This is a genomic window from Elioraea sp. Yellowstone (genome assembly GCF_006704265.1).
Classification (GTDB): Bacteria; Pseudomonadota; Alphaproteobacteria; order Acetobacterales; family Acetobacteraceae; genus Elioraea.
In genome coordinates, this window is sequence record NZ_VIKA01000043.1 from 1 (window position 1) to 25,155 (window position 25,155).

Sequence of the window (25,155 nt, forward strand, 5' to 3'; positions counted from 1 at the left end):
GGCGCAGGCGGCATCGGCCCGCGGACAGCGCGGCGCGAAGGCGCAGCCCGGCGGCAGGCGCGCGGGCTCCGGCACCGTGCCGGGGATCGGCGTGAGGCGCCGGCGCGGCCCTTCGAGGTCCGGCAGGGCATCGAGCAGCCCCTGGGTGTAGGGATGCTGGGGCGACCCGAACAGGCGCGCCGCCTCGGCCTGCTCGACGATGCGGCCGGCATACATCACCGCCACCCGGTCGCAGTTCTCGGCGACCACGCCGAGATCATGGCTGATCAGCACGAGCGCCATGTCGGAGTCGCGGCGCAGATCGCCGAGCAGCTTCAGGATCTGCGCCTGGATCGTCGCATCCAGCGCGGTGGTCGGCTCGTCGGCGACCAGCAGGTCCGGCTCGCCGGCGAGCGCCATCGCGATCATCACCCGCTGGTTCTGGCCGCCCGAGAGCTGGTGCGGATAGTCGTCGAGCCGGCGTGCCGCCGCCGGGATGCCGACGCGGTCGAGCAGCCGCACGGCCTCGGCGCGCGCGGCCGGACCAGCGAGCCCCCGATGCAGTGCCAGCGCCTCGCCGATCTGGCGCCCGATGCGGTGCACCGGATTGAGCGACGAGGATGGATCCTGGAAGATCATGGCGATGCGCCTGCCGCGCACCGTCTCGAGCAGACGCACCGGCGCACCGACCAGTTCGACGCCGTCAAGCCGCGCCGAGCCCCCGATGCGCGCGCGCGGCCCCAGCAGACCGAGCGCGGCGAGCCAGGTGACCGATTTGCCCGAGCCCGACTCGCCCACCAGCCCGACCGCCTCGCCGCGGGCGACGGCGAGATCGACCCCGTGCAGCGCGCGCACGACGCGCCGTCCGGTGTCGAAATCGACGGTCAGCCCCGCGATCGCGATCAGCGGTGCCGTCATCGCGTCACGCCGGGAAGGCGAGGTTGCGGGCGCGGAAGTCCATCGCCCAGCCGTTCGAGGCGCGCCAGCGGATGTCGCGGCGCTTCGCGGTGAAGGTCGCGGCCTGGTGCAGCACCATGTAGCCGGGATCCTCGCGCTCGATGATCTCGAGCATGCGGCGGAAGGCACGCCTGCGCTCGCCGCGGTCGGTCGAGGCCTCGAGGACCGGGACGAGCGCGTTGAACGCGTCGTTCGTCCACTCCCCCTGGCGCTGGAGCTCGCCGCGCGGGCCCATGCCGCGCACGAGGCCGGAGACCGGGTCGTTGAAGAGCGAGGTGTTCGACCAGTCGCGGATGCCGCGCGGTGAGGAGCGATCCTGGATCTGCGTCCAGTTCTCGCGCATCAGGATCTCGACATTGAGCCCGACCGCCTTCCACATCTCGACCATGATCTGCGCGTTGGCGACCTGGTTGGTGTAGTAGTTGTTGAGAAGGCGGTACGGGATCGGCTCGCCGCGGTAGCCCGCCTCACGCAACAGCCGCCGCGCCTCGCCGGGGTCGAAGCGCGGGTTGGCCCAGTCGGCGAGGAACATCTCGCCGTAGCTCTCGAGCTGCAGTCCCTTCGGCACGCGCGTCCGCCCCGACCAGAGGGCGGCAACGATCGCATCGCGGTCGATCGCGTGGGTGAGCGCGCGGCGGATGCGCGCATCCGCCAGCACCGGATGGGTCTTGTCGAAGGCGAGGATGCGGATGTTGTTGATGGGGCTGCCGAGCACCTCGAAGCGCTGGTTACGCTCCACCGTGACGATCTGGTCGGGCGGGATGTCGCAGGCGAAGTCGGCCTCGCCGGAGAGCAGCGCGGCGATCCGCGCCGACACCTCCGGCACCTCGATGAAGCGGAGCCGGCGCGCCGGCGGGCGGCCGCCCCAGTAGTCGTCATGCGCCTCGAGCACGAGCTCCACATCGGGCCGGAACGAGGCGATCCGGTACGGACCCGTGCCGACCGGCGCGCGCGCCCAGGCGAGCCAGTTGGGAGCGGCGTCGTAGGCGGCGGCGGAAAGCACGACGCCCACGTTCTGCTGGATGCGGCCCTCGAGCGTGGCGTCCGGCACGCGGTTGACGAAGCGGACGACGCCCGGGCGCACCACCTCGATCCGCTCGAAGCCGGGGAAGGTGAGCCGCCCGGTCGCGACCACCTCGCGCGGCGGCTCCTTGCTGTCGGCTCCGGCGGTCACCGAGGTGTTGGTGCCCGGCGGCACGGCGCCGCTGCCGTAGAGGCGGCGGGTGAAGGAGAACACCACGTCCTCGGCGTCCATCACCCGTCCGTCGTGGAACCGCACGCCCTCGCGCAGGTCGAACTCGACGACGCGATCGTCGATGCGCCGCCAGGCGGTGGCAAGGCCGGGGCTCGGCGTCAGGGCGCCCAGCCAGTCGCTGTCGATCAGCGTCTCGGCATAGCTGTAGAACAGGCGGAAGCCGACATTCGACTGCTCGCGCGGCGTCTCGAAGGTGTTGCTGTTGCTGATCTTCTGCACCGCGACCGTGAGCGTGGGGCGCTGGTCGGCCTGGGCGAGGGCGGGCCGCGGCAGGGCCAGCGCGGCGGCGCCCGCGGCGAGGGTGGTGCGGCGGGTCAGGCGCATCGCGGTTCTCCTCTCCGATCCCGTCAGCTCTCGATCCCGCCCCAGGCCTGCGCGCGGAAATCCATCGCGAAGGCAGCAGGCTGGCGCCAGCGGATCGCCCTCGGCTTGGCGGTGAAGGTCGCGTTCTGGTGCAGCACCGTGTAGGCGGGGTCCTCGCGCTCGGCGATCTCGAGCATGCGCGCGAAGACGGCGCGACGGCGTGGCCGGTCGGTCGAGGTCTCGAGTTCCTGGGCGAGGCGGTTGAACTCCTCGTTGCGCCACTCGCCCCACTGCTGCTGGCCGCCGTTCGGGCCGTGCTGGCTGGTGAGCGAGGAGACGGGATCGCTGTAGAGGGCCGAGTTGGACCAGTCCCGGATCGCGCGCGTCGGCCCCGGCGCGAGGATCTGCTGCCAGTTCTCGACCATCTGCAGCTCGACGTTCAGGCCGACCGCCTTCCACATCTCGAGCAGGATCTGCGCGGTCGCGACCTGGTTCGTGTAGTAGTTGTTGAGGCAGCGATACGGGATCGGATCGCCGCGATAGCCCGCCTCCCGGACGAGCCGCGCCGCGAGGGCCGGATCGTGGGCCGGCACGGACCAGTCGGCGATGAACATCTGGCCGTAGAACGGCCACTGCAGCCCCTTCGGCACCACGGTGCGACCGGCCCAGAGCGAATCGACGATCGCCTGCCGGTCGATCGCGTGGGTCAGCGCGCGGCGGATGCGCGGGTCGGCGAGCTGGGCGTGGTTCTTGTCGAAGCAGATGATCCGGTGGTTGAGGATCGGCGCGCCCTGCACCTCGAAGCGCGCGTTGCGCTCGATCTCCCCGATCTGGTCGGGCGGGATGTCGCAGGCGAACTGGTACTCGCCGGAGAGCAGGCCGGCCACGCGCGCGGCGACCTCGGGCACCTCGACGAAGCGGATGCGGCGCAGCGGCGGACGGCCGCCCCAGTATTCGTCGTGGGCCTCGAGCACCAGCTCCGAGTCGGGGCGGAAGGAGGCGACCCGGTACGGCCCGGTGGTGACCGGCGCGCGCGCCCAGGCGAGCCACGACCCCGCCGCCTCGAAGGCCCGGCGGGAGCAGATCTCGCTGCCGTAGCGGCTGATCCGTCCTTCCAGCGTGACGTCCGGCACGGCGTTGACGAAACGGACGCGGTTGCGCCCGACTGCCTCGACGCGATCGAGCGCAGGCCAGATGCGGCGCGCGATCGCCGGCACCTCGCGCGGCAGCGCCCGACTGCCTTCCGCGGGCGGCACGGCTTCGGCGTTGCGCAGCGTCTCGCCGGCGAGCAGCGGGCGCGTGTCGCCCATCATCCGCTCCCGGCCGAAGCTGAACACCACATCCTCGACGGTCATCACGTCGCCGTTGTGGAAGCGCACGCCCTCGCGCAGGTCGAGCTCCACCGTGCGGTCGTCGATCCGCCGCCAGGCGGTCGCGAGCAGCGGCACCGGGCCCTGGTCGCCGAGCCAGTCGCGGCCGATCAGGCCTTCCCAGAGCGAGGTGAAGAAGATCCGCTCCCCGACATTGGACTGCTCGCGCAGCACCTCGAGCGTGTTGCTGTTCGATATCTTCTGCACCGCGACGGTCACGGCCGGTCGCCGGTCGGCCTGGGCGACCGCGAAGCGCGGCAGGGCGAGCGAGCCGGCAGCGGCGACGATGGAACGACGTGTCAGACGGGGCATCGGGGGACCTCCTGTCCGTGGGACGGTTGCGCGCTCACCGCGCGGGGCGGCGTTCCTCAAGCCCGTGCGGCGTGGCGCGGAAATGCGTGAGCGTGCGCTCGGCATGGCGCATGCGGTGCGAGAGGAGGCGCTGGGCGTAGTCCTTGACCCGTGCGGCGCAGGCCGGATCGGCCGCACGGTCGACGAACTGGTGCGGATCCTCGCGCAGGTCGAAGAAGAGCGGCGGCAGGCCGGCGAAATGGACGTACTTCGCCTCGTCGTCCTGGATCACCGCGAGCGAGCAGTGGTCCATCGGCAGCCCGAGCGCGGTCTCCGGATGGGAGTAGTACACGTCACGGAAGTCGAACTCGTAGGTGAGTGCATCGCGCCAGTCGGCAGGGTGCCGGCCCTCCACCAGCGGCAGCAGCGACCGTCCGTCGGCGGCCCGCGGCACCTCGGCGCCGAGCCAGTCGAGGATCGTCGGCATCACGTCGATGCTCTCCGTGAAGGCCTGCAGCGTGCGGCCGCGCGTCACGTCCGCCTCGGCGCGCGGATCGCGCACGATCAGCGGGATGCGGAAGCTCTCGTCGAAGTAGCCGATCTTGCCCAGGAGCCAGTGGTCGCCGAGCTGCTCGCCGTGATCGGAGGTGAAGATCACCAGCGTGTCCTGCCACTGCCGGGTGGCATCGAGATAGGCGAAGACCTCGCCGAGCCGGTCGTCGATCTCGGCGAGCATGCCGCAATAGGTGGCGCGCATCTGGCGCAGCGCTGCCTCGCCGAGCTCGACGCCGAGGCCCGAGGCGCCCTGGAAGAACGAGGATTGCGCGATCGAGCCGAGATAGAAGCCGAGCAGAGGATGCTGGCGCGCCTCCTTCTCCGGCGTCGCGGCGCGGACCGGCGGGGCCACGTCGGCAGGCTTGACCAGCGCGTGGTAGGGCGCCGGGGCGACGAAGGGCGGATGCGGACGGTAGTAGCCGAGGTGGAGGAACCACGGCTTGCCGTCGCGTCCCTTGAGGTAGGTGAGAGCGCGTTCGGTGAAGAAGGCGCTGTCCGAGAGCTCCTTCGGAATGCGGGCTGGCCGGTCGGTCGCGCCGGGAACGGCATCCTCGCCCTCGGGCAACCAGATGTCGGTGCGGTTGGGCGGCAGCGCGTAGCCCTTCTGCGCCACCCAGCCGAAATACCCGTCCATCCCGGGCTCGAAGGCACCGACGCTGCGGAAGCCCTCCATCAGGTCGCCGAGCACGGTGAAGCGCGGATCGCGCCGCGGCGTGGTGCGCGGGTCGGGCGTCGTCGTCGTGTAGCCGATCAGCGCCGGATCGTAACCCGCGGCGCGCAGGGCGCGGGCGAGGGTGAAGTGGCGTGCATCGAGCGGAACGGTGTTCTGCACCGCACGGTGGTTCATCAGGTAGAGCCCTGTGAGCAGGCTCGCACGGGCCGGCCCGCAGGGCACGGCGGTGGTGACATGGTTCCGGAACGTCACTCCTTCGCGCATCAGCCGGCGGATGTTGGGCAGATCGATCGGCAGCGCGGGCGAGCCGGGCATCATGTCGGCACGCCACTGATCGACCACGATCAGCAGGACATGGGTGGGTCTGGCCTCGCTGGCGCCTGGGGTGTCCGTCATGCGCGCGAGAGATGTCACGACGGCATGACCGGATGATCGCGCTGTGATGAAGCTTCGATGAAGTCCGCCGGATGCAACCGAGCACTGTCGGATTGATCCGGACCTGTGGCGGACGGTGTCGGCGCAGCCTCGGAATCCCCTCCGCCTTGGATCGCAGGCAGAGCATCCTGCCATCCGCCGGCTGCCGCCGCGACGTGCCCGCTTCGGTGGTTGGGGCTGCCGCGACATGACAGTTCGGTGACATTGCCGCTCGCCCGGCTTCATCGGCCGGGCGACCTCCGGTACCGCGACGCGCAGACATGCCGGCGACGCGTCGGGACCCGCGAGCGGTGAGCTTGGCCCGGGCCGCGGCGCGGGTCGGCTGATCACGCGGCCGCGGGAGCGCCTCCGTCATGGATGTCGTGGTCATCGGCGCAGGGATCGTTGGCCTCGCACACGCCCTTGCAGCCGCACGAGCCGGCCTGTCCGTCACCGTGATCGAGCGCGAGGCCCGCGCGAACGGCGCTTCCGTGAGGAACTTCGGGTTCGTCACGATCACGGGCCAACCGGCGGGCGAGACGTGGCACCGTGCCATGAGGTCGCGTGAGATCTGGGCCGAGGTCTGTGCCGCGGCAGGGATCCCCGTGCTGCACCGCGGCCTGCTGATGGCAGCCCGCAGACCCGAGGCACGCGCCGTCATCGAGGAGTTCGCCCAAGGGCCCATGGGGGCGGGTTGCCGGATCCTGTCGCCCGGGGAACTTCCCCACCCGCTGCGGCGAAACCTCGCCGGCGCCCTGGCCTCCCCGCACGAACTCCGCGTCGAGCCGCGCGAGGCGCTGCCGCGGCTGGCGGCCTGGCTGGAAGCGCAGCACGGCGTGCGCTTCCGGTGGCGAACGCATGCCCGGTCCATCGCCCGGGGGCGCGTGGAGACGAGCCAGGGCCCGATCGCGGCTGAGCGCGTCGTCATCTGTCCGGGCAACGAGTTCCTGGCGCTGTGTCCCGAGACGATCGCGGCGTTCCGGCCGGTCCGCTGCAAGCTCGCGATGCTCCGCTTGGCTGATCCCGGCTGGCGGCTGCCGGCTGCGGTGATGAGCGATCTCGGGCTCGTGCGATACGGCGGCTACCGGCAAGCGGCATCGCTTCCCGACCTCCGCTCGCGCCTGGAGGTTGAGCAGCCTGCCCATCTCGCGCAGGGCGTCCATCTGATCGCCGTGCAGTCGGCCGACGGCACGCTGGTGGTGGGCGACTCGCATGACTATGCCGACACGCCCGACCCCTTCCTGGCCGCGGAGACCGAGGCGCTGATCCTGGACGAGGCGCGCGCCGTGCTGGACCTCGACCCCGCCCTGCCGGTGATCGAGCGCTGGTTGGGCGAGTATCCCGCCGCTGCGATCCCGGCCTTCATCGCGGCTCCGACACCGGAGAGCCGGGTCGTGATGGTGACCTCGGGCACCGGCATGAGCACGGCCTTCGCTCTGGCCGAGGAGACCCTTGCGTCCTTCGGCGTCACGATGCCGATGCCGGCATGAGCCGCCCTTCCTATCGCGGACCGCTGAAGGCGGTGGTGCTCGACTGGGCCGGCACCGTGGTCGATCACGGCAGCCGCGCGCCGATGGGCGCATTCGTGCGGGCCTTCGCCGAGTTCGGGGTCGCCATCTCGGTCGCCGATGCGCGCGGGCCGATGGGGCTGCCGAAATGGGACCACATCCTGGCGGTCGGCAGGCTTGCGCACGTCTCGGCGGCGTGGCGGGCCCGACACGGCCACGCCTTCGGGCCTGCCGACGCCGATCGCATCTTCGCGGTGTTCGAGCCCATGACCGTCGCGGCGATCCGCGAGCATGCCGCCCTGATTCCCGGCGCGCTCGAGGCGGTGGCCGCCTGTCGCGCGCGTGGGCTCGCGATCGGCAGCACGACCGGCTACACGCGCCCGATCATGCAGGATCTGCAGCCCCTCGCCGCGGCACAGGGCTATGTGCCGGATTGCGTGGTCTGCGCCGGCGACCTCGCCGCCGGGCGGCCGACGCCGCTGATGATGTATCGCTGCTTCGCCGATCTCGGCGTGTTCCCGCCCGAGGCGGTGGTGAAGGTGGACGACACGGGGCCGGGCATCGCCGAAGGGCTTGCGGCCGGCACCTGGGCGGTCGGCGTGGCGCTCACGGGCAACCAGGCGGGACTGTCCGCCACGGAGCTGGCGGCGCTCGACGGGGCGGCGCGCGAGGCGATCCGGACGCGCGCCGCCGCGGTGCTGCGCGCGGCTGGCGCGCACTGGGTGATCGACTCGGTCGCCGAACTGCCGACGCTCCTGGACGCGATCGAGAGACGACTGCAACGGGGGGAGGTACCGTGAACGCGATCGTCACGGCAGTTCTCGACGTGCTCGGCAGCGAGGCCGGAGCGGCGCACTACGGCGAAGGCGTCAGCCAGCGCGAGCATGCGCTCCAGGCGGCCTGGCTTGCGGAACAGGCCGGCGCGCCGGCTGTGCTGATCGCGGCGGCGCTGCTGCACGACATCGGCCACCTGCTGCACGGCCTGCCCGAAGACATCGCTGCCCATGGGATCGACGGCCGCCACGAGGATGTCGGCGCGGCGTGGCTGGAACGGCATTTCCTGCCTGCGGCGGTGGCGCCGGTGCGCCTGCACGTCGCCGCGAAGCGCTACCTGGTCGCGGTCGAGCCTGGCTACGCGACGACACTGTCGCCCGCCTCGACCCGGAGCCTTGCGCTGCAAGGGGGGGCGATGGATGCCGAGGAGTGCCTGGCGTTCAGGGCGCTGCCGGGGGCGGCGGACGCCGTGGCGCTGCGCCGCTGGGACGATGCCGCCAAGCGGGTGGGGCTTGCCACGCCGCCCCTGTCGCGCTGGCGGCCGCACCTCTGTGCCGCTCTCCGGACGCCGTGAACGTCATGGAACTGCAATGTAGCCGTCACGCATCTGTCGCGCCCCGCATGGGATGGTACAGCAATGGCGGGGCGGGGGCCTCGCCGCATCGGCAACGATCAACGCTGGGGACCGCCACATGCGCCGACTGCTGCTCGCCGCCGCCTGCACGTTCGCCTTCACGGCTTCGGCCGAGGCGCAGCGCACGCGGCTGACCGTCTACACCGCCTTCGAGAACGACCAGCTGCCGGTGTTCAAGCAGGCGGCCGAACGGGCCGTACCGGGCATCGAGGTGGTCTGGGTGCGCGACAGCACCGGCATCGTCACCACCCGCCTGCTCGCCGAGAAGGACAATCCGCGCGCCGACGTGATCTGGGGCCTTTCCGCCTTCAGCCTGATCCGTCTCGAGGCCGAGAACATGCTCGAGCCCTACACGCCGAAGGAGGCCGAGGCGCTGCGGCCGCAGTTCCGCAGCGAGCGCAACCCGATGACCTGGGTGGGGCTCGATGCCTTCGTTGCCGCAGTCTGTTTCAACACCGTGGTCGCGCAGCAGCGCAACCTGCCCAAGCCCGCGACGTGGACCGACCTCTTGAACCCGGCCTATCGCGGCCTCATCGCGATGCCGAATCCGGCCTCCTCCGGCACCGGCCTGCTGACGGTCGCGGGCTGGCTCGGCACCAAGGGTGAGGCGCCGGCCTGGGAGTTCATGACGCGCCTGCACGACAACATCGCCGTCTACACCCATTCCGGCAGCGCACCATGCAACAATGCCGCGCGCGGCGAATACGCGATCGGCATCACCTTCGACATGCGGGCGGTCGCGCTCAGGAACCAGGGCGCGCCGATCGACATCGTCGTGCCGGCCGACGGTGTGGGCTTCGATCTGGAGGCCGCGGCCATCCATCGCGGCACGCGCCACCTCGAGGCTGCGAAGCGGCTGATGGACTTCGCGATCTCGAAGGAGGCGATGGAACTCTACGGTCGCTACTATGCGCTGCTCGGCCGCGCGGATGTGCAGCCGACAGTGCAGAACTATCCCCCCGAGTTCTCGCAGCGCCTGGCGGATGTGGATTTCGCCTCGGTTGCCGCCAACCGCGACCGAATCCTCGCCGAGTGGGCGCGACGCTTCGACGGCAAGTCGGCCCCGCGCAACTGACCCGCGTGGACACACCGGTCGCTCCGCGCATCATGGCTTCGGCCGCCGGGAACGCCCCGGCGGCCGCTCCGTATCTCGTCGTCGAGCGGGTCACGAAACGGTTCGGCTCCTTTGTCGCGCTGGACGATGTGTCGCTCACGGTGGGGCGGGGCGAGTTCGTCTGCTTCCTCGGCCCTTCGGGCTGCGGCAAGACCACGCTGCTGCGCGCGATCGCCGGGCTTGATCCGCAGGATCGGGGCCGCATCATCCAAGGGGGCCGCGACATCTCTGCCTTGCCACCGGCAGCTCGGGATTTCGGCATCGTCTTCCAGTCCTATGCGCTCTTCCCCAACATGACGGTGAGCGCAAATGTCGGCTACGGGCTCGTCTCGCTCGGACGCAGGCGCGAAGAAGTCGAGGCGCGCGTGCGCGAGCTGCTCACGCTGGTGGGGCTGGCCGATCAGGCCTGGAAGTATCCCGCCCAGCTCTCCGGCGGACAGCAGCAGCGCGTGGCCCTCGCGCGCGCGATCGCGACGGATCCAGGCCTTCTGCTTCTCGACGAGCCGCTCTCGGCACTTGATGCGCTGGTACGCGCGCACCTGCGCGAGGAGATCAAGGCGCTGCAGCGCCGCCTTGGCATCACGACGATTATGGTGACGCACGACCAGGAGGAGGCGCTGTCGATCGCCGACCGAGTGGTGGTGATGAATCGCGGCCGGATCGAGCAGGTCGGCTCGCCGGATGCCGTCTATCGCCATCCCGACACGCTGTTCGTCGCCGGTTTCGTCGGCCGCATGAACACGCTGCCCGGCGTGGTCGCCGAGGGCGGTGCGGTGCGGGTGGGAGAGGTGCGGATCGCTGCTGACGCTGCCTCGAGCATGGCTGCGGGCAGCCCGGTCCAGGTGTGCATGCGCCCCGAGGACGTGCTGCCCGCGGACACCCGTCACGCGGGCACCCGGCTCGCCGCGACCGTGCGCGGCATCGAGTATCTCGGCTCGATCGCGCGCGCCGCGCTGGACGCCCAGGGCCTGCCGCTGACGGTGGAGGTCCAGGACACCGCCCTGCGTCGGCTGCAGCTGCGTCCCGGAACCACGATCGAGGTGGTGGTGCCGCCCGACCGCGTTCTGCTGTTCCCACGCCAGGTCTGATGACGGTCATCGCCGCACTGCCGGTCCGGTGCGTCTGGTCGGGCGACGATCGGCTGCTTGCCGCCGTGGTCGTATGTGCGTCCCTCTTCCTTCTGATCGCGCTGGTGCTGCCGCTCGGCACGCTGTTCCTGAAGAGCTTCGAGGATCAGCAGGGGCGGTTCGTCGGGCTCGCCAACTACGTCCGCTATGTCGAGACGCCCGGGCTCGCGGACAGCCTCTGGAACAGCCTCTGGACGGCGGGGCTGACCACGGCGCTGGTCGTGCCGTCGGCCTTCGTGTTCGCCTATGCCCTGACGCGCAGCGCCATGCCGGGCAAGGGGATGTTCCGTGCCGTCGCGCTGATCCCGATCCTGGCGCCCAGCCTGCTGCCGGCGCTGGCATTGATCTATCTGTTCGGCAATCAGGGGTTCCTTCGTTCGTGGCTGTTCGGCGGCACCATCTACGGCCCGCTCGGCATCATCGTCTCGCAGGTCTTCTACACCTTCCCGCACGCGCTGCTCATCCTCACCGCAGCGCTCTCCGGCACCGATGCGAGGCTCTATGAGGCGGCCGAGGCGCTGCGCGCCTCGCGGATCCGCGTGATGCGCACGGTGACGCTGCCAACCGCCCGCTATGGCATGGTCTCTGCCGCCTTCGTCGTGTTCACGCTGGTCATCACCGATTTCGGCATCCCCAAGGTGATCGGCGGATCGTTCAGCGTGCTGGCGACCGAGGTCTATAAACAGGTGGTCGGGCAGCAGAACTTCCAGATGGGCGCGGTCGTGGGCGTCGTGCTGATGGTCCCGGCCATCATCGCCTTCGCCGCCGACCAGTGGGCGCAGCGGCGCCAGGTGGCGGTGGTCGGGGCGCGTGCGGTGCCCTATGTGCCGAAGCCTCGGCCGGGGCGCGACTGGCCGCTGTTCGCGTTCTGCCTGCTGGTGTCCTGCCTGATGCTGACCCTGGTCGGCATCGCGGCCTGGGGCAGCCTGATCAAGTTCTGGCCATGGAACCTGTCGTTCACGCTCGACAACTACGCCTTCGGCAACTTCATCAGCGCCGGCTGGGGAAGCTGGAGCAACAGCATACAGCTCGCGTTCTGGACCGCATTGGTCGGTGCACCGCTGGTGTTTGTCTTCGCCTATGCGATGGACCGCGCCAGGGTGCTGGGACCGGTCCGCGACCTGGCGCGCTTTCTCGCGGTCGTTCCGCTTGCCGTACCGGGACTCGTGCTCGGGATCGCCTACATCTTCTTCTTCAATGCTGCGGCGAATCCGCTGGGCTTCCTGTACGGGACGCTTGGCATCCTGGTGCTGAACTCGATGGTGCACTTCTACACGGTCGGCCATCTCGCCAGCATGACTCAGCTCAAGAGTCTCGATCCCGAGTTCGAATCCGTCTCGGCAAGTCTGAAGGTTCCCATCTGGCGCACCTTCGCGGCCGTCACCGTGCCGATCTCGCTGCCAGTGATCCTGGACGTCGCGATCTATCTGTTCGTCAACGCGATGACCACGGTCTCGGCCGTGGTGTTCCTCTACTCACCCGCCACGATGCCGGCCTCGGTTGCGGTGGTACAGATGGATGAAGCCGGGTTCGCAAGTCCGGCCGCTGCCATGGCGACCATCATTCTGCTCACATCGGCTGCGGTGAAGGGCTTGCATGTACGGCTCGATACCCACCTCTCCTGCCGAAGCCAGGCATGGCGACGCCGTTGAGAGCGCGCTTCAGACGCGTCGTCGGCAAAGCGATGCGGCGCGTGTTCTGCCCCCCGACGTTCATCTAGGCTCAGGACTCATTGTCCGAGCCAGAAGGTGACGGTTGCGGCGAGGGTGATGGCGCCGAAGAAGGTGGTGGGGCATCGGTCGTAGCGTGTTGCGATGCGGCGCCAGTCCTTGAGGCGGCCGAAGGCGATCTCGATGCGGTGGCGCTGGCGGTAGAGCGCCTTGTCGTAGGGGATCGGCGCTTCCGGTTCTTCTTGGGTGGGATGCAAGCGGCGATGCCGCGCTCGGCGAGTGCGGTGCGGAACGGGTTGCTGTCGTAGCCGCGGTCGGCGATCAGCTCGCGCGCCGGCGGCAGGAGCGGGGCGAGGAGATTGGCGTCCTTCTGGTCGTTCATCTGCCCCTCGGAGAGCATCATGACGACGGGGCGGCCCTGGCGTCGCAGACGGCGTGGAGTTTGGAGTTCAGCCCGCCCTTGGTGCGGCCGATGCACCGATCAGGCGCCCCCTTTTGAGCAGGCTGGCCGCGGTGCGATGCGCCTTCAGGTGGGTGCTGTCGATGATCAGCCGCGATGGCTCGCCCGCCTCGCCGGCAAGAGCGGCGAAGATGCGGCTGAACACGCCCATGCGGCTCCAGCGGACGAAGCGGTTGTAGAGGGTCTTGTGAGGGCCGTAGCCGGGCGGGGCATCGCCCCAGCGCAGGCCGCCCTGGATGACGAAGATGATGCCGCTGAGCACGCGGCGGTCGTCCACCCGCGGGATGCCGCGCGAGAGCGGAAAGTGCGGCCGGATGCGCCGCATCTGCGCCGGGGTGAGAAGGAACGGGACGGACATGAAGGCACCTCCGCCCCATTCAGAATCACGCCCGCCCGCGTCGCCGAAAGCAAATTAATGGGTCCTGAGCCTAGCCCTTCCACAGTTAGCTAGGTCAGCCCCAAGACTTTTTACTGAACTGTGCCACACCTCACACAGATCATGGTCAACGCACAAGGGTTGCATTTCTTTCTTGCTGTACCACTTGCGGTTGATGAGACACCGAGTTGAAGCCTGGGCGGCGAGGGCTGCGGTTTGAAGCTGCTCCTGTATCATAGCGGCTGGCGGCCTGAAGCCATGTCGTTCGATCAGCCAGGTGGTGTTGTAGGTGTCGCGGAACTCGAGCAGCGCCGTGCGCAGTTCCTCGACGCGGTCGAAGCTGCGCACCCAGAGGAGGTTCTCCTTCAGGGTTCGGATGAAGCGCTCGGCGCAGCCGTTGCCCTCCGGCGCGCGGACGAAGGCGGGCGAGCTCGTGATGCCGAGCAAGCGCAACTCCCTCCGAAAGTCGTCGGCCATGTACTGACTGCCATGGTCGTGGCGCAGCACGAGGCCGCAGGCGATGTCCCTGGCGAAGGCTTCGAAATGGCGGCGCACGCCCTGGCGCAGCGGCTCGAGCGCCTCGAAGCGGGTGGCACGCAGCGCGGCGTGGACGGGCGCCTAACGCGCCATGGCGCGTTGGGACCCGATGCCGACGCATTCGGCCGAATGGTGATCGACGGCGACCAACACGGCGGCCCGCCCCTGGCCAGTGATGGTGGTGGTCAGGTCGGTGCCCCACATCACGTCGACCGCGCCGGGAATGATGGTGCCGTCATGGGCGCGCGGCCCCCGGGGCGAGCCGGTCCGCGACGGCGCCAGCAGGGCGTTCTCGCGCATTATACCAGCCCGCCGAAGGTTTGACCTTCGGCGGGCTGGTATGGGGTCATGTTCGCGCGCGGCCGCCCCACCAGCCCCGCGCGCGATACCCTCCGCACAAAGGTCGAGCCTTTGTGCGGAGGGTATGAGGCGCAGCACACGTCGCTTGGAGGTGCGGATGCCGGCGATGCGCAGCCGCGCCCAGACCGTGCGATCGCCCTCGCCATGGAAGGGGCTGTCGTGAAGCACGCGGCGGAACTCCTGCACGAGCGCGGGATCGGCGATCGGCCCAGTCGGCCCCGGGCGACGCGGCGGTACGGTCCGCGCCGGCATGCGGTGCCGATAGACTGTGGCGCGGGCCACTCGCCAGATCCGGCAGACGCGGGCGACGCCATAGGGCGTCGCGCTGCTGGGCGAGGCCGCGCGGCTCATGGCCTCGACCTCCGCCGGGCCAAAGGGCGGCCGGCCTCCAGGGCGGCGATCTTGGCCTCGAGGAGTTCGCGCACGATCAGCATTTCGCCGAGCCGGGCCTTGAGGCGCGCGCTCTCCAGTTCCTCGCCGTCGGCGGGGCGAGAGGCAAGGCTGGCCTCGCCCGCAGCGAGGAAGGCGTCGCGCCAGCCACTCAGCGTCGCGGCCGTGACGCCGCGCGAGCGCGAGACCGCTTCCAGGTCCTCGCCGCGCAACAGCCGCAACACCGCGTCGCGCTTGCGCTGGCGCGACATTCGCCCGCCGCGGCCGGGCGCCGCTACGCCAGCCTCTTGCGCCCGCTCCGCGGCGCCCGGCCGCTCTGTCCCTTCCATCGTCATCCCATCCCCCTCCCGCGAATACCGTCCGCTTGCGGGACCTCTCAATCAACCGTGGCGCGGGGGAGCCACCTGCGCGACACCGCCGTGCCCTCGCGGGGTGTTAACGCCACGCCAACTCCTGCCTGCGATACACGCGTTCAGAGGGTTTGGTCCGCATGCGCGGTGCGTTTGCTCAGGTGCTCAACTGGTTCGGCTCGCCGGCAGGCGGCCGGTCGCGCGCGGTCGCCCCGCAGCGGCCGGTGCTGTTCGACGATCGCGTCCCGCCCGCGGTTCCGCAGCCTGCCCCGCATCGCCGCCTCGACCCCGAACCGCCGCCCCCCCCACCCGAACGCTGGCCCGAGACGAAGCTCAAGGTGCTCGGCGCGCTCTGGGGCGAGGGTTTCCTCGGCCCCGGCGGGGCGGAAGAGACGCTCAAGCTTGCCAAGCCGCTCGGCCTGAACCAGACCCACTCGGTGATCAACCTGGGCGCCGGGCTCGGCGGGGCGACGCGGGTGCTCGCCGCCGCCTCCGGCGCCTGGGTCACCGGCTACGAGACCGACCCCGACCTCGCCGAGGCTGCGCAGGCGCTCTCCGAGAAGCACAAGGTCGAGAAGAAGGCCGAGATCAGGCCACTCGACCCGGCCAATCCTCAGATCCGTAAGGGTTATTACCACCACGCCCTCGCCCTCGAGGCGCTCTGGCGCATCGCCGACAAGCCCGCCATGATCGCCGCCCTGGTCGGCGCGGTGAAGCCGCAGGGCCAGGTGGTGCTGACCGACCTCGCGCTCGGTCCGCCTTCGCCCGCGGCGGAGCGCGCCTTCGCCGCCTGGGCCAAGCTCGAAGGCGTCACCCCCTGCCTCACCGGCGAGAAGGCGATCACCACGCTGCTGGCGAAGGAGGGGCTGGACGTCCGCATCTGCGAGGACATCACGTCCCGCCATATCGCGCAGACGGTGGTCGCCTGGGCCAGCTTCGTCGAAGAACTGAAGCGCGATCGCCCGGCCCGCCCCTTCGCGCTGCGCGTGGTCGAGGAGGCGGAACGCTGCATGCGGCGGATCGACCTGCTCCGTTCAGGGCGTCTGCGGCTGCTGCGCTGGCACGCGATCCGGCGCTGACGCGGCGATTGACACGCCGGTGGCGAGGCCCTACCTCGCGTCGCTCGATCGAAAGGATACCCAGATGCGCATCCGCAACTCGCTCCGCTCGGCCAAGACACGCGACAAGAACAACCGTCTCGTGCGTCGGCGCGGCCGGCTCTACATCATCAATAAGAAGAACCCGCGCATGAAGGTGCGCCAGGGGTGAACGGCCTCGCCCGGGGCGACATCGCCGGGTGATTCGCCCGCACGCGCTCAGTCCGGCCCGTCATGCGGGCGCATGCTGGCGAAGTGCTTCGGATTCGCCCGCACGCGCTCAGTCCGGCCCCGCGAACAGGGGCTGCAGCGCGCCGTCCGACGGGCGTCGGCTTTGCGCGTACTCGGCGGGGGTGACCTGGGGTGCGATCGCCACGCGATTGCGTCCCGCCTCCTTGGCGCGGTAGAGGGCCGTGTCGGCCGCGTGCAGCAGCGCATCGAACGGCACCGTGCCGCCGCGGTTCATCGCCACACCCCCACTGATCGTCACCGCGCCGGGCGGCAGGGGGCCAACCCCGCTTGCCTCGATCGTGGCGCGCACGCGCTCGACTGCCGCGGCGGCCTGCTCGGCCGTCAGATCGGGGAGCAGGATGCAGAATTCCTCGCCGCCGATGCGCGCGACCCGATCGGCAGGGCGGAGCGTCTCGGTCGCCCGCGCGGCCAAGTGCTTGAGCACAAGGTCGTCCACCCCGTGTCCCCAGCGATCGTTGATCTGCTTGAAGTAGTCGGCGTCGAACACGGCGACCGAAATCGGGCCGCCGCTGCGGCGGCAGCGCGCCATGGCGGCCTCGCCCTCGGCGGCCAGCCGTCGCCGGTTCCACAGGCCGGTCAGCGGATCGATCAGCGTCCGTTCCTCGACCGACCGGATCGACTGCGCCAGCACCCACGCAAAGCAAGCGCAGCCGAAGGTGACGGCGGCAGGGCCGAGGAGATGATTCCAGGGGTGATAGGGTGTCACGTCGTGGACACGGAGATAGAGGTGCATCGCGACCAGCAGTCCGGGTCCCCAGGCGATCGCCGCGGTGCCGGCATGACGGACCCCCTTGGCGCCAGAGGTGGAGCATCGCGACCAGCACGACCAGGGGGCCGATCCCTGCAACCAAGGCATGCGCCGCGACGCGCAGCGGCGCCGGCAGGACCATCGCGGGCGCAGTCGCGGCAGCGGTGGCGATCAGCACCACCATGATGCGGTCCACGAGGGGCTCGACCCGCTCCGGCCGCAGCAGCACGCGCAGGAACAGCACCCCGGTGGCGAGCAGTCCTCGTGCGCGATCCCGTAGAGCCTCATCGTGTCCCAGCCGAGCCCCGGCCAGAACCAGAGCTTGGCGTAGCCGGTCGCCAGCGCGACATAGAGCAGTGACGTGCCGGCGAATGCCATGAAGGCCGGAAAGGCCGGCTGCCGCAGCGTGACCGCGCAGGTGAGCGCATAGACGAACGCGGCCGCGATCACGCCCAGCATGATCGCGACCTTCGCCGCATCGATCATGGCCGCACGCCAGAACGCGGTCTCGCCGAGCACCAGCAACGGGGCGATGATGATGGCGGAGGAGCGGATGCAGATCAGGATCTCCATGCTGTCCTGCGCCGGCAGGGTGATGGCGAAGGCGGGGACTGCCGAAGGCAGGGCGTCGGCTGGACGGGGGATCGACGCGCCATGGCGCGCGGCGTCGATCCTGCCGGTGCGATCGGCCGCGATCAGCATCACCTCGTCGAGATAGGGGAACCAGACGGTGACCACCCGCCGTACCGGCTGCGGCGTGGGGTTCACGAGCGTCGTGCGCAACCAGAGCGGCGCTGCCACCTGACGCCGGTGCACGGCGGGGGAGCTGATGGGCGCGAAGGCAAGCGGGGCGGCCCATGGGCGTGCCGGATGGCAGAGCCCGCCAGGATCGTCTGCCGCCTCGACTGCCAGGGCCTGTTCCGCGGGTCGCGCTGTCGCGGCGGACAGGCCGATGAGCAGCAGCACGCCGGCCGCCATGAGGGCGCGAATGGCCCGCACGGCGGCGGCAGGCGGTCTCAGACCGGCCGCCGGCGGCCCGTCCGAGGACCCGCCGGCTCGTGAGGGTTGACCGAGACGTGGCGCGAACACGATCGACCTGCGATCCGACATTCCCGGCAAGAGCAAATGCTTCAATGTCAGGTCCTCGGCCGACCGATCCGGACACGCCTCGCGGCGGGATCACAGGGCACCGCGGCCGGTCCTGTGCGGCCAGAGGCCCACGAGACATGCCCAGGGCGGTTTCCGCTCACATCGGGACACTCTGACTCTGCGAGGGTTAAGCCGTCCCCAACACCGCGCGGCGGAACGGGCGCGATCCTGCCCGGTTGCCCACCGTCAGCGCCTCGGATCAGGCGCCCTCGCGCTTGCGCCACCGCCGGCCCGGCCATAGATCACGGTTGGCCTGTCCGGCCAGGGAGGGTGCCATGCTCGCGATGCCCGAGCCCGATCCGCACGTGCTCGCCCGGCGCGAGGCGATCGTCGCCGACCTGCGCGAGCGCGCCGGGGCAGGGAACGTGATCGCCGAAACCCTCCGCCTCAAGCCCTACGAGACCGACGGCTTCACCGCCTACAGGCGCGTGCCGCTCGCGGTCGTGCTGCCCAAGACCACCGCCCAGGTGGCGGCCTGTCTGCGCTACTGCCACGACCAGGGCATCCGCGTGGTGCCGCGCGCGGCCGGCACTTCGCTCTCGGGCGGGGCGCTTCCCTTGGAAGACGCGGTGGTGATCGGCGTCTCCCGCATGAACCGCATCCTCGAGGTGTCTTGCGAGGACCGGCTCGCGCGCGTCGAGGCGGGGGTCACGAATCTCGGCATCACGAAGGCCGTGGAGGGCGAGGGGTTCTTCTACGCGCCCGATCCGTCGAGCCAGCTCGCCTGCATGATCGCCGGCAACGTGGCGATGAACTCGGGCGGCGCGCACTGCCTCAAATACGGCGTGACCGCGAACAACCTGCTCGGCGTCACGATGGTGACGGTCGAGGGCGACGTGATCGAACTCGGCGGCGGGCATCTCGACACGCCCGGCTATGACTGGCTCGGCCTGATCGCCGGCAGCGAAGGCCAGCTCGGCATCGTCACCGAGGTCACGGTGCGCATCCTGCGCGCGGCCGAGGGCGCGCGCGCCATGCTGGTGGGCTTCGCCGCGACCGACGTCGCCGGCGCAGCGGTCGCCGACATCATCGCGAGCGGCATCATCCCCGTGGCCCTGGAGTTCATGGATAGGCCCTGCATCCATGCCTGTGAGGCCTTCGCCCATGCCGGCTATCCGCTCGACGCCGAGGCGCTGCTGATCATCGAGGTGGAAGGGAGCGAGGCCGAGCAGGACGCGCTGCTCGCGCGGCTGAAGGCGATCTGCGCCCGTCACGATCCGATGACCGTGCGCATCGCCCGCGATGCCGAGGAGAGTGCCGCGATCTGGAAGGGGCGGAAGGGCGCGTTCGGGGCGGTCGGGCGGATCAGCCCGGACTATCTCTGCATGGACGGCACGATCCCACCCGGCGCGCTGCCTGAGGCGATGCGGCGCATCGGCGCGCTCGCGCGGCACTACGGGCTCCAGGTCGCGAACGTGTTCCATGCCGGCGACGGCAACCTGCACCCCCTGATCCTGTTCGATGCCAACGACCCCGAGAGCTTCCGCCGCGCCGAGATGCTGGGCGCCGACATCCTGCGGCTCTGCGTCGAGCTCGGCGGCTGCCTGACCGGCGAGCACGGCGTCGGGATCGAGAAGCGCGATTTGATGACGGCGCAGTTCGGCGCGGCGGACCTCGACCAGCAGCGGCGCATCAAGCGCGCCTTCGATCCGAGGTGGCTGCTCAACCCGCACAAGGTGTTCCCGCTCGACACCGCTGGCGCCGCCTGAGCAGATGGCGGCGACGATCGCGCCCGCGAACGAAGCGGCCCTTGCCGCCGCGGTCGCGGCTGCGCATCAGGCCGGCACACCGCTCGCGGTGTGGGGCAACCGCAGCAAGGAGGCGTTCGGCCGGCCGGTGCAGGCGGCCGGGTCGCTGACGACGCGGAACCTCGCCGGCATCACGCTCTACAGCCCGGCCGAGCTGGTGATCGCCGCGCGCGCCGGCACGCCGCTGGGCGAGCTGGAAGCAGTGCTCGCGGCGAAAGGCCAGCACCTGATCGCCGAGCCGCCCGATCTCTCGGCCCTCATGGGCTGCGGCGAGGGTCCGCCGACGCTCGGCGGCACGGTCGCCTGCAACCTCTCCGGCCCGCGGCGGATCGCGCTCGGCGCGATGCGCGATCACGTGCTCGGCGTACGTGCGGTCAACGGCATGGGGGAGATCATCCGCTCGGGCGGACGGGTGCTGAAGAACGTGACCGGGCTCGATCTCTGCAAGCTGCTCGCGGGATCGCGCGGCACGCTCGCGGTGCTGACCGAGGTGACGCTGAAGGTTCTTCCACGTCCGGAGCGGTCTGCTACGGTGATGCTGCGCGGGCTCGACGCGGCGCGCGCGATCGCCGCGCTCTCGGCCGGCCTCGGCAGCCCCTACGGCGTGACAGGGGCGGCGCATCTGCCCGAGGCTGCGGCGGCGCGTGCCGGGCTCGGCGGTCGCGCGGCAACGCTCCTGCGCATCGAGGAGTTCACGGACTTCATTCCCTACCGCACGCTGCGCCTTGCCGAGGTGCTTGCATCCTTCGGCTGCGCGGAGATGCTGGACCATGACGCGAGCCTCGCGCTCTGGCGTGCCGTGCGCGACGCCGAGCCGCTCGGCGCTGCACCGGAGGAGGCGATCTGGCGCATCAGCGTGCGTCCCTCGCGCGGACCCGAGGTGGCCGCCGCCCTGGTGCGGGCCTTCGATGCCAGGCTTCTGCTCGACTGGGGCGGCGGGCTGGTCTGGGCGGCGGGGCCGGCGAGCGAGGCGGCGCATCGGGCGGTGGCCGACGCCGCGCGCGGGGCCGGCGGCACGTTCTGGCTGATGCGCGCCGATGCCGCCTTCCGCGCCGCTCTTCCGGGCATGCCGGAGGAGCCCGCGCCGCTCGCCGCGCTCACCCGGCGCGTCAAGGCCGCCTTCGATCCGAAGGGGGTTCTCAATCCCGGCCGCATCGCTGCCGGGGTATAGTCGTGAGCGACGGCGTTTCACCACGAGGCGAGAGGGGACCGCGTGACCATCCTGTTCTTCCTGCTCCTGCTGCCCGTCCTGGCGCTGGGCTTCACCGGGCTGACCATGCTGTTCATGGACGCGATCACGGCCGAGGGCGGCCGGACGCGCGCGGAGCGGGCACGCGATGCGCTCGCCTTCGTGCTGGGGGGGCTCGCGCTGATCGGGCTCGTCTGGGACATCGCCCTCGGCGAGCTCTGGCGGACCGAGACGTTCCAGAACTTCCTCGGCATTTACGGTCCGAACTTCATCCTGCTCGGCATCGCCTTCGTGCTGCTCGGCCTGCCGCGCCGCGGCGAGGGCTGAGCGCAGCCGGCCGTGCAGACCGCCTTCACGCCCGAGCAGCTGCGCGACGCCGATACGGCGGAGGCGAACCGCATCCTGCGCACCTGCGTGCATTGCGGCTTCTGTACCGCCACCTGTCCGACCTTCGTGCTCCTCGGCGACGAGCTCGACTCGCCGCGCGGTCGCATCTACCTGATCAAGGAAATGCTGGAGCAGGACCGGCCGGCGACGGCCGAGATCGTGCCGCACATCGACCGCTGCCTCTCCTGCCTCTCCTGCATGACGACCTGCCCGTCGGGGGTGCACTACATGCACCTGATCGACCATGCGCGCCGGCATGTGGAGGAGACCTATCGCCGGCCGCTCGCGGAGCGCGCGCTGCGCTCGGTGCTCGCCCTTGTGCTGCCGCGCGTCGGCCTGTTCCGGCTCGCCCTGCTCGGCGCGCGGGTGGTCAAGCCGCTGGCGTGGCTGATCCCAGGCCAATCCCTGCTCGCGCAGCGCCTGCGCGCGATGCTGAGCCTCGCGCCGGCGCGCCTGCCGCCGCGTTCGGCGCTGGAGCGGCCGCGCGTCCATCCCGCGCAAGGCGCACGGCGCGCGCGCGTCGCCCTGCTCGCCGGCTGCGCCCAGCAGGTGCTTGCCCCTGAGATCAACGCGGCGACCATCCGGTTGCTCACCCGGCTCGGCGTCGAGGTAGTGGTACACCCGCAGGCCGGCTGCTGCGGCGCGCTCGTGCACCACATGGGACGCCACGCACCGGCGATCGCGGCGGCGAAGCGCAACGTCGCCGCCTGGGCCGCCGAGTTCGACGCCGGGGGGGTGGATGCGGTTGTGATCAACGCCTCCGGCTGCGGCACCACGGTGAAGGACTACGGCTTCATGCTGCGGGGCGAGCCGGACTGGGCGGAGCGCGCCGCGCGCATCTCCGCGCTGGCGCGCGACATCACCGAGTTCCTCTCCGCCTTCGGCTACGCGCCGACGCGACCGCCGACGGGGCTGCGCGTCACCTACCACGCCGCCTGCTCGCTGCAGCACGGGCAGAAGATCACGGCGCTGCCGAAGGCGCTGCTGACGAAGGCCGGATTCCTGGTTGCCGACGTGCCGGAGGGGCATCTCTGCTGCGGCTCGGCCGGCACCTACAACCTGCTCCAGCCCGCGATCGCCGAGCGGCTGCGCGCGCGCAAGCTCGACAACATCCGTGCCACGCGGCCGGACCTCGTGGCGGCGGGCAATGTCGGCTGCCTCGTGCAGCTCGCGGGGGCGGGGATCCCGATGGTGCACACGGTCGAGCTGCTGGACTGGATGGCCGGCGGCCCGGTGCCCGGCGCGATCGCGCAGCTTGTTGATGAGCGCGGGCTTGCGGTTGCGGCAGCGGCCGCGTGAGGATCCGTCCATGGCGTCGCGCCGGGCCCTGCTCGCATTCGCGCTGCTCCTGCCCGCCGGGGCGCTGGCGCAGCGGCGGCGGGCCGAGCTGTCGATCGACCAGCTCTTCGAGGCGCTGAAGGCCGCGCCGACCGACGAGGCCGCGCGTGCGGTCGAGGCGCAGATCTGGCAGGCCTGGCTGCAGCAGGGCAGCCCGGCGGTGCAGCTCCTGATGCGGCGCGGGATGCGCCATCTGCAGGCGCGCGCGCTCGACGAGGCGCTCGAGGATTTCGACGCGGTGATCGCGCTCGCACCCGAGGTCGCGGAGGGGTGGAACAAGCGCGCCACGGTGTACTTCCTGCGCGGCGAGCACGAGAACGCGGCACGCGACATCGCCGAGACGCTGGCGCGCGAGCCGAGGCATTTCGGGGCGCTGGCGGGGCTGTCGCATGTCCGCGAGGCGCAGGGCGACCCGCTCGCGGCGCTGCGCGCATTCGAGGCGGCGCTCGCGATCCACCCGCGGCTAGCGGGAGGCGAGGAGCGGCTGAAGGAGCTCAGGCGCAAGGCGCTGGGCGAGGGAATTTGAAGGCGGGGCCGCAAGAAGGCCCTCCGCGCCCCCTGGAGAGCATCGCTCCCGCTGGTCGCGACGCGCGGCCCGGTTACGATCCCTTCCCCCGCATCACCTCGACGATCTTCCCGCGCAGCCACCTCTCCGCCGGGTCGCCGTCGGTCGCGCCGCGCCAGGCCAGCAGCACCGCGTTCGCCGGCGCCGGGAACGGCGTCGGATCGATCCGCAGCCCGCCATGCGCCGCCAAGGTCTCGGCGACGATGTCCGGCACGGTGGCCAGCATGTCCGTGCCCGCCAGCACCAGCGGCAGGAGCGCGAAACTCGTGAGCCCTAGGACCACCCGCCGCTCGCGCCCGAGCCGCGCCAGCTCCTCGTCGACCACGCCCGAGAGATCGCCGCGATAGGTCACCAGCGCATGCGGGCGGGCGCAGTACTCGTCGAGCCCGATCGGCGCGGCCGCCGCATCCGCGCGTAGCACGACGAACCTGCCCTCCGTCAGACGCCGGCGCTTCGCGTTCGCCGGCAGATCGTCCTCGACATAGCCGACCACCAACGAGACATCGCCCGACGCGAGCAGCGCCGGCGCCGAGTGGTAGTCGGCCTGGCGCACCGACAAGGTGCAGGACGGGGCCTCGGACCGCAGCACGCAGGTCAGCGCCGGCAGGAGCGGAATCGCCGCCTCATCGGAACAGCCGATGCGGAAATGCCGCGCATCGGTGGCCGGATCGAACGGGATCGAGGGCGCAAGCGCGGCCTGCACGGCGGCGAGCGCGGGTGCCACCCGTTCCATGATCTCGAGCGCGCGTGCGGTCGGCTCGAAGGCGCGGCCGGTGCGGATGAACAGCGGATCGCGGAACAGCTCGCGCAGCCGGTTCAGCGCCCCCGAGGTCGCGGGCTGGCTGAGGTTCAGCCGCTCGCCCGCCTTGGTCACGCTGCGTTCCTCCATCAGCGTGGCGAATACGATCAGCAGGTTGAGGTCGATCCGGTGCAGGGCGAGATCGGGCATGGCCCATCTTGGCGCGCAGGCAGGGCGGATGCCACGCCCGACGCTTCGACCGCAATCCCGGCTGCGCGTCCGTTCCGCTGAGGGGGCTAGCCAGGCTCCGGCCTGGAGAGGAGGATCATGCCATGCCCCGTGCCGCCCTGAAGCGCACCGGAACGCCGCTAGATGAGGCTGAGTGGAGGGCGATCGCCACCCGCGATCCGGCCGCGCGCGGACGCTTCGTGATCGGGGTCGTCACCACCGGCATCTACTGCGCCCCGGGCTGTCCGGCGCGGCTGCCAGGGCGCGGCAACATCCGCCGCTTCGCGGACTGGCGTGCAGCCGAAGCGGCCGGGTTCCGCGCCTGCCTGCGCTGTCGCCCCAGGACCGAGGCGGCCGAGTTGACCGCCGCGGCGGTGGTGCGTGACGCGGCGGCGGCGATCGAGGCGGCCGAGACGCCGCCGACGCTCGAGGCGCTGGCGGCGCGCGCCGGCTACTCGCCGTTCCACCTCCTGCGGCTCTTCAAGGCGCAGACCGGTCTGACCCCTCGCGGCTATGCCGATGCGGTGCGCGCGCGCCGCCTCGCAGACGCCGTGGCGGAGGGCGCGGGCGTGGCCGAGGCTGCCTTCGCCGCGGCACCGAGCAGCAGATCGCGACGCT

General features: G+C 71.0%; 21 protein-coding genes and 3 pseudogenes. 14 read left to right on the forward strand and 10 right to left on the reverse strand.

Going from position 1 to position 25,155, the window contains the following annotated elements; translation table 11 throughout:
* The 4 genes from FK498_RS08350 to pehA all read right to left on the reverse strand — a co-directional run.
* Positions 1–897, reverse strand: an 897-nt coding sequence (locus tag FK498_RS08350) for an ABC transporter ATP-binding protein (protein WP_141853488.1), incomplete at its 3' end; no start/stop codon positions are given.
* Positions 898–901: 4 nt separating this feature from the next.
* Positions 902–2,515, reverse strand: a complete 1,614-nt coding sequence (locus FK498_RS08355) for an ABC transporter substrate-binding protein (RefSeq protein ID WP_141853489.1) — start codon at positions 2,513–2,515, stop codon at positions 902–904.
* 23 nt (positions 2,516–2,538) lie between these two features.
* Positions 2,539–4,176 (reverse strand): ABC transporter substrate-binding protein, encoded by a 1,638-nt coding sequence (locus FK498_RS08360; protein WP_141853491.1) that lies wholly within the window; start codon positions 4,174–4,176, stop codon positions 2,539–2,541.
* Positions 4,177–4,210: 34 nt separating this feature from the next.
* Positions 4,211–5,779, reverse strand: a complete 1,569-nt coding sequence (gene pehA, locus FK498_RS08365) for a phosphoric/sulfuric ester hydrolase PehA (RefSeq protein WP_141853493.1) — start codon at positions 5,777–5,779, stop codon at positions 4,211–4,213.
* Between the two features lie 392 nt (positions 5,780–6,171).
* On the opposite strand from pehA, the gene FK498_RS08370 reads away from it, so the two are divergent.
* The 6 genes from FK498_RS08370 (at position 6,172) to FK498_RS08395 (ending at position 12,606) form a co-directional block, all read left to right on the forward strand.
* On the forward strand, positions 6,172–7,287 hold the full coding sequence (locus tag FK498_RS08370; RefSeq protein ID WP_141853495.1) for a TIGR03364 family FAD-dependent oxidoreductase: 1,116 nt from the start codon (positions 6,172–6,174) through the stop codon (positions 7,285–7,287).
* Positions 7,284–8,105 (forward strand): phosphonoacetaldehyde hydrolase, encoded by an 822-nt coding sequence (gene phnX / locus FK498_RS08375; protein ID WP_141853496.1) that lies wholly within the window; start codon positions 7,284–7,286, stop codon positions 8,103–8,105. Before FK498_RS08370 ends, phnX begins: the two co-directional genes overlap by 4 nt.
* Positions 8,102–8,653, forward strand: a complete 552-nt coding sequence (locus FK498_RS08380; protein ID WP_141853498.1) for a phosphonate degradation HD-domain oxygenase — start codon at positions 8,102–8,104, stop codon at positions 8,651–8,653. The genes phnX and FK498_RS08380 overlap by 4 nt, the downstream gene beginning before the upstream one ends.
* Before the next feature lie 118 nt (positions 8,654–8,771).
* Positions 8,772–9,788: a putative 2-aminoethylphosphonate ABC transporter substrate-binding protein gene (locus FK498_RS08385; RefSeq protein ID WP_141853500.1), complete on the forward strand. Its 1,017-nt coding sequence runs from the start codon at positions 8,772–8,774 to the stop codon at positions 9,786–9,788.
* Entirely contained in the window at positions 9,746–10,915 is a 1,170-nt protein-coding gene (locus FK498_RS08390) for a putative 2-aminoethylphosphonate ABC transporter ATP-binding protein (RefSeq protein WP_141853502.1), read from the forward strand. Before FK498_RS08385 ends, FK498_RS08390 begins: the two co-directional genes overlap by 43 nt.
* Positions 10,915–12,606 carry a putative 2-aminoethylphosphonate ABC transporter permease subunit gene (locus tag FK498_RS08395; RefSeq protein ID WP_141853504.1) on the forward strand — a complete coding sequence of 564 codons (1,692 nt, stop codon included), beginning with the start codon at positions 10,915–10,917 and terminating at the stop codon, positions 12,604–12,606. The genes FK498_RS08390 and FK498_RS08395 overlap by 1 nt, the downstream gene beginning before the upstream one ends.
* A 77-nt stretch (positions 12,607–12,683) precedes the next feature.
* On the opposite strand, the pseudogene FK498_RS08400 reads toward FK498_RS08395, so the two are convergent.
* The 3 pseudogenes from FK498_RS08400 to FK498_RS08410 all read right to left on the reverse strand — a co-directional run.
* Positions 12,684–13,442: pseudogene (locus tag FK498_RS08400) on the reverse strand (IS5 family transposase).
* 216 nt (positions 13,443–13,658) lie between these two features.
* Positions 13,659–14,297: pseudogene (locus tag FK498_RS08405) on the reverse strand (transposase); the annotation flags it as partial.
* Between the two features lie 126 nt (positions 14,298–14,423).
* Positions 14,424–15,076, reverse strand: a pseudogene (locus FK498_RS08410) (helix-turn-helix domain-containing protein); the annotation flags it as partial.
* 161 nt (positions 15,077–15,237) lie between these two features.
* Here FK498_RS08410 and FK498_RS08415 point away from each other — a divergent pair.
* Positions 15,238–16,176, forward strand: a complete 939-nt coding sequence (locus tag FK498_RS08415) for a class I SAM-dependent methyltransferase (RefSeq protein ID WP_141853506.1) — start codon at positions 15,238–15,240, stop codon at positions 16,174–16,176.
* A 64-nt stretch (positions 16,177–16,240) separates the two neighbouring features.
* Positions 16,241–16,366 carry a type B 50S ribosomal protein L36 gene (ykgO, locus tag FK498_RS08420; RefSeq protein WP_141853508.1) on the forward strand — a complete coding sequence of 42 codons (126 nt, stop codon included), beginning with the start codon at positions 16,241–16,243 and terminating at the stop codon, positions 16,364–16,366.
* Positions 16,367–16,474: 108 nt separating this feature from the next.
* Here the strand turns inward: ykgO and FK498_RS08425 are convergent, their stop codons facing one another.
* Positions 16,475–17,179: a GGDEF domain-containing protein gene (locus tag FK498_RS08425; protein ID WP_161988354.1), complete on the reverse strand. Its 705-nt coding sequence runs from the start codon at positions 17,177–17,179 to the stop codon at positions 16,475–16,477.
* A 186-nt stretch (positions 17,180–17,365) separates the two neighbouring features.
* Complete coding sequence (locus FK498_RS08430; protein ID WP_141853512.1) at positions 17,366–18,304, reverse strand: 7TM-DISM domain-containing protein; 939 nt, start codon at positions 18,302–18,304, stop codon at positions 17,366–17,368.
* 314 nt (positions 18,305–18,618) lie between these two features.
* Between FK498_RS08430 and FK498_RS08435 the strand changes: the two genes are divergently transcribed.
* The 5 genes from FK498_RS08435 to FK498_RS08455 are packed head-to-tail and all read left to right on the forward strand — an operon-like array spanning position 18,619 to position 23,531.
* A complete protein-coding gene (locus FK498_RS08435) occupies positions 18,619–20,052 on the forward strand; it encodes an FAD-linked oxidase C-terminal domain-containing protein (protein WP_141853514.1) in 1,434 nt (477 codons plus the stop codon).
* Positions 20,053–20,056: 4 nt separating this feature from the next.
* Positions 20,057–21,262, forward strand: a complete 1,206-nt coding sequence (locus FK498_RS08440) for an FAD-binding protein (RefSeq protein WP_141853516.1) — start codon at positions 20,057–20,059, stop codon at positions 21,260–21,262.
* 42 nt (positions 21,263–21,304) lie between these two features.
* Complete coding sequence (locus tag FK498_RS08445) at positions 21,305–21,607, forward strand: hypothetical protein (protein WP_141853518.1); 303 nt, start codon at positions 21,305–21,307, stop codon at positions 21,605–21,607.
* A 12-nt stretch (positions 21,608–21,619) separates the two neighbouring features.
* A complete protein-coding gene (gene glcF, locus FK498_RS08450) occupies positions 21,620–22,966 on the forward strand; it encodes a glycolate oxidase subunit GlcF (RefSeq protein ID WP_141853520.1) in 1,347 nt (448 codons plus the stop codon).
* Between the two features lie 10 nt (positions 22,967–22,976).
* Positions 22,977–23,531 (forward strand): hypothetical protein, encoded by a 555-nt coding sequence (locus tag FK498_RS08455; RefSeq protein WP_141853522.1) that lies wholly within the window; start codon positions 22,977–22,979, stop codon positions 23,529–23,531.
* Positions 23,532–23,604: 73 nt separating this feature from the next.
* On the opposite strand, the gene FK498_RS08460 is transcribed toward FK498_RS08455, so the two are convergent.
* Positions 23,605–24,519 (reverse strand): LysR family transcriptional regulator, encoded by a 915-nt coding sequence (locus FK498_RS08460; RefSeq protein ID WP_141853524.1) that lies wholly within the window; start codon positions 24,517–24,519, stop codon positions 23,605–23,607.
* Positions 24,520–24,641: 122 nt separating this feature from the next.
* Here FK498_RS08460 and FK498_RS08465 point away from each other — a divergent pair.
* On the forward strand, positions 24,642–25,155 hold a 514-nt coding region (locus FK498_RS08465), incomplete at its 3' end, for an Ada metal-binding domain-containing protein (protein ID WP_141853526.1).

Bases quoted from the DNA above. Each gene is read 5' to 3' on its own strand.
- FK498_RS08355 (WP_141853489.1), bottom strand. From the start codon at position 2,515: ATGCGCCTGACCCGCCGCACCACCCTCGCCGCGGGCGCCGCCGCGCTG.
- FK498_RS08360 (WP_141853491.1), bottom strand. From the start codon at position 4,176: ATGCCCCGTCTGACACGTCGTTCCATCGTCGCCGCTGCCGGCTCGCTC.
- pehA (WP_141853493.1), bottom strand. From the start codon at position 5,779: ATGACGGACACCCCAGGCGCCAGCGAGGCCAGACCCACCCATGTCCTG.
- FK498_RS08370 (WP_141853495.1), top strand. From the start codon at position 6,172: ATGGATGTCGTGGTCATCGGCGCAGGGATCGTTGGCCTCGCACACGCC.
- phnX (WP_141853496.1), top strand. From the start codon at position 7,284: ATGAGCCGCCCTTCCTATCGCGGACCGCTGAAGGCGGTGGTGCTCGAC.
- FK498_RS08385 (WP_141853500.1), top strand. From the start codon at position 8,772: ATGCGCCGACTGCTGCTCGCCGCCGCCTGCACGTTCGCCTTCACGGCT.
- FK498_RS08395 (WP_141853504.1), top strand. From the start codon at position 10,915: ATGACGGTCATCGCCGCACTGCCGGTCCGGTGCGTCTGGTCGGGCGAC.
- FK498_RS08415 (WP_141853506.1), top strand. From the start codon at position 15,238: ATGCGCGGTGCGTTTGCTCAGGTGCTCAACTGGTTCGGCTCGCCGGCA.
- ykgO (WP_141853508.1), top strand. From the start codon at position 16,241: ATGCGCATCCGCAACTCGCTCCGCTCGGCCAAGACACGCGACAAGAAC.
- FK498_RS08425 (WP_161988354.1), bottom strand. From the start codon at position 17,179: ATGCACCTCTATCTCCGTGTCCACGACGTGACACCCTATCACCCCTGG.
- FK498_RS08430 (WP_141853512.1), bottom strand. From the start codon at position 18,304: ATGTCGGATCGCAGGTCGATCGTGTTCGCGCCACGTCTCGGTCAACCC.
- FK498_RS08435 (WP_141853514.1), top strand. From the start codon at position 18,619: ATGCTCGCGATGCCCGAGCCCGATCCGCACGTGCTCGCCCGGCGCGAG.
- FK498_RS08440 (WP_141853516.1), top strand. From the start codon at position 20,057: ATGGCGGCGACGATCGCGCCCGCGAACGAAGCGGCCCTTGCCGCCGCG.
- FK498_RS08455 (WP_141853522.1), top strand. From the start codon at position 22,977: ATGGCGTCGCGCCGGGCCCTGCTCGCATTCGCGCTGCTCCTGCCCGCC.
- FK498_RS08460 (WP_141853524.1), bottom strand. From the start codon at position 24,519: ATGCCCGATCTCGCCCTGCACCGGATCGACCTCAACCTGCTGATCGTA.